Here is a 7,202-nt window from a genome sequence, read left to right as displayed (position 1 = left end):
CTGGCTGATCCGCAGGTGGGCGGCGATCTCCGCGGCCACCGCCTCCATCGTGTCGATGGCACAGTCCTCGTTGTCCGAACACCGCGAGAGTCGGTAACGAAACAAGCGCCCGATCAGCTCCAGCTGGGCGGCCGCCTGCCGGTTTTCGGCGCGCGCGGACGCACCAATCCCGTCCAGTAGGGCCGCCGACTCCGCCGTCGTGGACGAATAGCACCGCTCAATCATGTCGTCGAACCGCGCGATCACGGCCGGCGACGATTGCTTCGATTCGAACATGTGTGGCGCTCCACGTGTTTTCGTGGGCGCTTTTCTGCTGTTCAGGGGCGGATTTCGTTGCGGTAGACCGTGCTTGGCGTGTCGCGGGGTGAAATGAGCGACGCGCACGTGGCGTGGCTCTAGGTTTCGGGGTTACCACACCAACCTCAACCCTGCATACGAGGAATACGAATTCTCGTGGAATGGAGAACATTACGGTGCGCGATTCATTTGGGGGCTGTTCTTGTCATCTTCGATCTAGTGGGACTGAAGCTTCCCAGGCAGGAGCCGCCGGCGGTCGCTAACCGCCCCGGGCCTCGATCATCGCGGACCGATTGACCTTGGTGGCCGCCGTGCGCGGGATGGCGTCGACGAATTCGACGGTCTTGGGCGCCTTGTAGTGGGCGAGCCGGGTCTTGGCGTACTCGATCACCTGCCCGTCGGTCAGCGGCGCGCCGTCCGCGGGCTGGATCACGGCGTGTACGCGGCGGCCCCACTGCGGGTCGGCGAGCCCGATGACCACGACGTCGGCGATGCCGGGATGGCCGGCCAAAGCCGATTCCACCTCCGCCGGAAAGACATTGGCGCCGCCGGTGACGATCATGTCGACGCGGCGGTCGACGATGTAGAGGTAGCCGTCCTCGTCGAGGTACCCGATGTCGCCGGCGGAACGGAACCCGTCGTCGGTCGACGGCAGCGGCGGCGCCCCGCCCAGATAGCGCGATCCCGCGGCCATCGGCGCGCGCAGGTAGATCTCGCCGTGTTCGCCGGGACCAAGGGGTGTCCGCCCGGCGTCCAGGATCCGGATCTCGGTGTCCCGGAAGCCGCGGCCGACACTGCCCGGATGGGCGAGCCACTCGTCGCCGCGCAACGCGGTGAGCCCCAGGTTCTCGGTCATGCCGTAGGCCGTCACGATCTGCTCGGGGCTCAGCAGCTCGAACCAGGTGTGCATGAGCGACGGCGGCATCACCGCGGCGCCCTGCAGGATGAAGACGACGCTGGACAGGTCGCGCTGCCGGACGTCGGGCCTGGCCGCGATGCGCGCCAGCATCGTCGGCGTGGCCGTGAAGTTGGTAATCCGGAAGCGTTCGATCACGTCCAAAACCAGTGCCGCGTCGAACTTCTCGAGTATCACGAGGTGGTCACCGGCCAGCAGGAAGAAGAAGGTGGCGAAGCCGTTGGTGTGATACATCGGCGCGGGCACCATGATGGTCTGCGGCTGGGCGACCCGTGTCCAGTTCGACAGGAACGGCTCGCCGTGCTGGGGCGTCCACACCGACGGCGCCAGGCTGAGGATCACCTTGGGCACGCCGGTCGATCCGCTGCTACAGATTCCGTTGGCGTGCGGGGAAACGACCGCGGGCAGCGGGCTGGCGGACTCGGCGGCGGCGCACGCCTCCAGTTCCCACCGGGTCGTCTCGTCGATGACGACGGCGGGGTCGATCACGTCGCGCACCCGGTCCCGCTCCCACTCAGGCAGATCCCAATGCATGGGGACCGGAACCGCGCCGATCTTCCAGCACCCCAGCGCCGCGAGCACCAGGTGGACGGAATTCGGGATTCCCAGTGCCACAAGCGAACCCAGGCCGGCACCGCTGGCGGCCAGCGCCCGTCCCCACTGGTTGGCGCAGGCGTCTAGCTCGCCGAACGTCAGCGACTCCGCGGTGCCGTCGAGCGCGACGACCGTCGCCGCCATGTCGTCGCGCCGTTCCTCCGCCAGCTGCTGCAGTTTGGTTCCGAACGGGACGCCGTCTTCCAGCGGGTTGGGGGTCGCCGAAGACGCGAGCGGCTCGGTTGTCATGCCGATACCGGCCCGCTGAACAGCGTCTCCAGGTGACCGTCGCGGACGTCGGGTATGAGCCGCAGGGCCAGCGCCTCGGCGCTCAGCGGCAGCCTGATCAACGGCTGGGTGTGCCGGTCGAGCACGCTGACGTCGGACTCGTCGCAGAAACCCAGGGCGCCGAGCAGCTGGTGAGAGGTGCGCAGCACCTGTCGCGCGGTGTCGGCGGCCTTGTACCGGAGAACAAGCGCGTCGGCCGTATGCACCTGTACCGGAAGCGATTCGGGCCGGCAGACGGTGTACTTCGCGAGTTCGTACAGGCCGCGCACCCCGACGGCGGCGTCCGCGACCGCGAACCTGACGGCCTGGAAGTCCGCCAGCGGCTTGCCGAATTGAACCCGGGCACGCACGTGGTCGGTCACGATGTGCAGCGCTTGCTGCAGGGCTCCCAGAATCCGCCATGATCCCAGCACGAGATGAAGGTTAACGTCGCCGGCCGGAACGGTTCCGTCGGGTGCGCTCAACGTGGCCGGCACCAGAAACGGGCCCAGCTTGGCGGTGGTCCGCGACGCGGGCCGCGGCTGATAGCGGGTGCCGTCCACGTCGGCGGCGATCCAATCACCCGGCAGGTCGCCGTGGTCGATGCGCGGCGCCTCGGGGTCGATGAGGGCCAGTCGGGCGCCGTCGATCGCCAGCAGTTCTTCGACGACGGGATAGGGCAGGGCTGTCGCGCCGGCGGCCTGGCAGAGCACGGCGGCGGCCAACAGGTCATCGTTGGCCGAACGGACGTCGAGCTCGAACGCGCCGAGATCACTCAGCGCCGTGCGCGCGGCGCCCCGCACGCCGTCGTCGGCCTCGGCGCGCAGCGCCGCCGGGGGCCCGCCCAGCCGGGTGAGCCGCTTGGCCGCGACCGCAGCGAAGTCGCCGATATCCTGTGGTAGTTCGGTTTTCACCGGTGTTCTCCCAAAACGTCGCGTGCCACCAGCATTCGCTGCACCTCGATCGTGCCCGATGCCACGGTCGCGGCCTGTGCGTAGCGCCAGTGGTCCTCGATGGCCCCGTGCAGGGGGGCCGACGTGCCGCTGTCGAGCGCAGCGGGACCCAGCACGTCGAAGAGCAGCTCGGCGACCTGCTGATCGCAGGTGGTGGTGGCGATGCGCGCGGCGCTGGCCGCCGCCCCGGCCGACGGGTCGTCCTGCAGCGAGATGGCCCGGTACGCCAGCAGTCGGGCCACCCGAAGGTCTGCGAGCGCCCGGACCCAGCGGGCGCGAATCGATTCGGGCAGCTCGTCCCAGGCGTCGCCGAGCTGTCTGCGCATCCGGTCCAGCAGCGACTCGCACCGCGCGTAGCGCGCGATGCCGACCCGCTCGAACGCCAGCGCCTCCCGCATCACCCGCCAGCCGTCGCCGACCTCGCCGAGGATGTCGCCGGCGAAGGCCGGCACGTCGTCGAGGAACATCTCGTTGAGGTGATGAGGTCCCAGCATCGACCCGATCGGCCGGACGGTGAAGCCGGGCCGGTCCATCGGGATCAGAAACAGTGTGAGCCGCTTCGGTTTTGGAGCGTCGGGCTCGGTGCACGCGGCCAGCACGCACCAGGATGCCATCAGCGCGTACGACGTCCACACCTTTTGGCCGGTGATGCGCCAACCGTCACCGTCCGGCACCGCGCGGGTGCGCAGCGACGCGAGATCGGTTCCGGCCTCCGGCTCGGAAAAGCCCTGGCACCAGATCACGTCCCCGGACGCGATGGCCGCCAGATGCTTGGCCTTCTGTTCGGCCGTGCCGTAACGCATCAGGGCCGGACCGACCCAGTTGATCCCCATGTACTGGGGACCGCGGGGCTCGTGCTGCGCCCACATCTCCTCGCGCAACACCGTCTGCTGCCAGACCGAACCACCGCCGCCGCCATGCTCTTTCGGCCACGCCAGCGCCAGTAGGCCCTCGGAGGCCAGCAGCTTGCAGAACGTCTCGGTGGTGGCGAGGTCTTGCGGGTTTTCGGTGCAGGCGCCCAGGAAGTCGGCTGGGATGTGGTTGGACACCAACTCGCGCAGGTGGTTTCGCAGCTGGGCGGCGTCCTCGCCGAGGTCGTAATCCATCGTCATCCCTTCGGCAGCCCGAGCAGCCGCTCGGCGATGATGTTGCGCTGCACTTCCGACGTTCCGCCGTAAATGGTCGCGGCGAGCGCGTCCTGGCGTTCGAACAGCAAATCCGGGTCACTCACCGAGTCCTGTCCCTTGGTGACGGCGGCGAGTTCCCAAACCCTTTGCAGGGTAACCGATCCGAGCAGCTTCAGGATGTCGGCCTCCGGGCTGGGTCGGCCGGCCAGCTCGTTGCCCAGGGCGCGATATCCGGTGGCCCGCAGCGCCTCGGCGTCGGCGAGCAGCGAGCCGAGCTCGGCGCAGATGTCATCGGTCGGCCGCGCCCGGCGCACCGCGTCCAGTCCGCGCTTGATCTCGACCCAGTTCATGATCCAGATCATCTGGCGTTCGTGGTGCAGCGACGACAGCGCGACGTTCCAGCCGCCATGCAGCGGCCCGAGGAGGTTTTCGGCCGGCACCTCGACGTCGTCGAGGAAGACCTCGCAGAATGTCTCGTCGGAAATCGACGCCATCCGGATGGGGTCGACCCGCACCCCGGGCGCGTGCAGGTCGAGGATCAGGCAGGAAATGCCGCGATGTTTCGGCGCATCGGGATCGGTGCGGGCATACAGGGTGCACCACCGGGACAGGTGGGCCTGGGTGGTCCATATCTTGTGGCCGTTGACGCGGAAGACGTGGCCGTCGCGCTCGGCCCGCGTGCGCAGGCCGGCGAAATCGGATCCGGCCTCCGGCTCGGACATGCCCAGCGCCCACCATTCGTCGCCGCGCAGCAGGGGAACCAGCAGCCGGTCGATTTGGGCTGGTGTGCCGAACTGACGGATGCCGGGCGCGGCAACGCCGGGACCCTGAATATTGGGCAGCTTGGGCGCGGATCGCAGCGCGCCCTCGATCCGGACCTCCATCGCGTCGCGCAGGCCCAGCGACCGGCCACCGTGCTCGCGCGGCCAGGTCGGCTGGAGCCACCCGGCCTCGAACGCCGCGCGCTGGTAGTCGCGCCGCAGCGTCAGGTCCCAGCGGTACTCGCGATACCGCTCGTAGTAGTCCTTCGGCAGGAACTCCGTCAGCCACGCGCCGAACTCCTCGAGCACGCCGCTCATCCCGCGCCTCCCGCGAACCGGCGACCCACCTCGTGATAGAGCGCGCGGCTGTCGCCCAGCAGCGCCGCGCCCTGCCAGGCGTGCCGGACGTACAGGTGGATGTCGTGCTCCCACGTCTGACCGAGGGCGCCGTGCACCTGCACCGCGGTCCGCGCGCAACCGACCGCCGCGTCGCCGGCCGCCGCTTTGGCGAGGGCCGCGGCGGTCCAGGCAGCCTCGGCATCAGGATCGGCTAGTCGGGCCGCGGCCGCGTAGGTGAGGCTGCGCGCGCGTTCGACGGCGACGTGGTTGTCGGCCAGCGCGTGTTTGATGCCCTGGAAGGCACCGATCGGCGTGCCGAACTGCCGGCGCGCCTTGGCGTGCTCGACCGCGCGGCGCAGGGCTCCGCTCGCCACGCCAACCAGGTCGGCGGCGGCGGCCACCAGCGGCGCGGCGAGCGCCGCTTCGAGCTGGACGGGCGCGGTGGCCAACGGCTCGGCGTCGATCTCGACGTCGGCCACCGGTTGTGCGGGGTCGGTCGACTCGCCCGCCAGCACGGTCACCCCGTCACCGCAGCGCGCGACCGCCGCTAAGACACCGTTATCGGCCCGGGCCAGCGTGACGATGAGTTCGGCGCGGGTCAGGTTGGGGACCGCGACCGCCCGTCCGCGCAGGCGACCGCCGCGCAACGCCATCGGTGCGCCGGGTAGCCGAGATCCTTTCGCGTGGACCGCCAGGGTGGCGACGACACCGCCGGCGATGTCGGCGAGCACCGAGTCGAGGCCGCTGGACCGCAGGGCGCCCGCCGCCAGGCCCACGCTGCTGAGCATCGGGATCGGCGCGATGGCGGCGCCGCATTCCTCGAGGACCACCGCGGTCTCGACAGGTCCGTAGTCGCCCGCCCCTTCCTCCGAGGGTGCCGCGAGTTCCGTCCAGCCCAGGTCGACCACCGTCTTCCACAGGGCGCGCCAGCGTTCGGGATCCGTCAGGGCCTGGCGGGCGGCGTCGGGGGGACACTCGGTGCGCAGGATGCCGCGCACGGTGTCGCGCAGCGACAGCTGCTCCGAACTCAGTCCGACATCCATAAGACCCCTAACATAATAAAAATAGTAAACTAGCGGCTTTGTTGCAATCGGTGCGAGCATAGGTGTGGCCCATGGTCGAGTGGTATCTGTTCCTGCCGCAGGTGCGGTTGTCGGCGGCCGACATCGCGGAGCGGGCACGCCATGCCGAGGCCGGCGGCTTTGACGGGATGGCGTTCATCGATCACCTCGAGGCGCCGGGGCTGGCCGACGAAAACATCTGGGAGGCAATGGGCATCGCCACCTGGGTGGCAGCCAGGACGGACCGGCTACGGATCGGCCACCTGGTGCTGTGCGACGCCTTCCGGCACCCCGCCGTGCTCGCCAAGCAGGCCGTCACCCTCTCGGACGCGTCGAACGGCAGATTCGAGCTCGGCCTCGGCGCGGGGTCGTGGCCCGCCGAGCTTGCCAGATTCGGTGTGGGCCTGCAGGATCCGAAGGCCAGGGTCGAGCAGCTCGGGCGCCACCTCGAGCTGATCAGGCAGTACTGGGGCGACGCCGAGGGCGAGGCCGCGCAGGCGCCGCGCAGAACCCACCCGATACCGCTGGTGCTGGGCGGCACCGGGCCCCGGATGATGGAACTCGTTCGCAAGTACGCGGATTGGTGGAATGTGCCGGCCAACCACCTGGACAAGTTGCCCGAGCTGGCCCCCGCCGCGGGGAGGGCCCGGGTGTCGGTCCAGCAGATGGTGGGTTTCGTCCGGGCCGGCAGCGATCCGGACAAGGTGCGCGAGGTGAGCACCCGGCGATTCGGCAACCTGGGCTCGGGGCTGGTCTGCGGGGACGCCGGCGAGTTGATCGGGCATTTCACCGGCCTGGCCGCCCAGGGCGTCGAGCGGTTCTACGTGTGGTTCGCCGATTTCGCCGTCCCGGATTCGCTGCACGACTTCGGCGAATCGGTGATCAAG

At 69.5% G+C, this 7,202-nt stretch carries 7 protein-coding genes; 1 reads left to right on the top strand and 6 read right to left on the bottom strand.

Annotated features, from left to right (window positions below; all coding sequences use genetic code 11):
• From VMD50_RS06145 to VMD50_RS06120, 6 genes are all read right to left on the bottom strand, one after another.
• The coding region (locus VMD50_RS06145) for a DUF222 domain-containing protein (RefSeq protein WP_325425878.1) at nt 1-276 on the bottom strand (276 nt) is incomplete at its 3' end.
• Between the two features lie 280 nt (nt 277-556).
• Nucleotides 557-2,056: a class I adenylate-forming enzyme family protein gene (locus tag VMD50_RS06140; protein WP_325425876.1), complete on the bottom strand. Its 1,500-nt coding sequence runs from the start codon at nt 2,054-2,056 to the stop codon at nt 557-559.
• Nucleotides 2,053-2,988: an acyl-CoA dehydrogenase family protein gene (locus VMD50_RS06135; RefSeq protein WP_325425874.1), complete on the bottom strand. Its 936-nt coding sequence runs from the start codon at nt 2,986-2,988 to the stop codon at nt 2,053-2,055. Before VMD50_RS06135 ends, VMD50_RS06140 begins: the two co-directional genes overlap by 4 nt.
• On the bottom strand, nt 2,985-4,133 hold the full coding sequence (locus VMD50_RS06130; RefSeq protein ID WP_325425872.1) for an acyl-CoA dehydrogenase family protein: 1,149 nt from the start codon (nt 4,131-4,133) through the stop codon (nt 2,985-2,987). The genes VMD50_RS06135 and VMD50_RS06130 overlap by 4 nt, the downstream gene beginning before the upstream one ends.
• Nucleotides 4,134-4,135: 2 nt before the next feature.
• Nucleotides 4,136-5,233, bottom strand: coding sequence for an acyl-CoA dehydrogenase family protein (locus VMD50_RS06125; RefSeq protein ID WP_325425870.1), 1,098 nt, complete (start codon nt 5,231-5,233; stop codon nt 4,136-4,138).
• Nucleotides 5,230-6,297, bottom strand: coding sequence for an acyl-CoA dehydrogenase family protein (locus VMD50_RS06120; protein ID WP_325425868.1), 1,068 nt, complete (start codon nt 6,295-6,297; stop codon nt 5,230-5,232). The genes VMD50_RS06125 and VMD50_RS06120 overlap by 4 nt, the downstream gene beginning before the upstream one ends.
• Nucleotides 6,298-6,368: 71 nt before the next feature.
• Here VMD50_RS06120 and VMD50_RS06115 point away from each other — a divergent pair.
• On the top strand, nt 6,369-7,202 hold an 834-nt coding region (locus VMD50_RS06115; protein WP_325425866.1), incomplete at its 3' end, for an LLM class flavin-dependent oxidoreductase.

This window comes from Mycobacterium sp. (genome assembly GCF_035506235.1).
Taxonomy (GTDB): Bacteria; Actinomycetota; Actinomycetes; order Mycobacteriales; family Mycobacteriaceae; genus Mycobacterium.
Note: the sequence above shows the minus strand (reverse complement) of the source record. Positions and strands in the feature narration are given on the sequence as shown.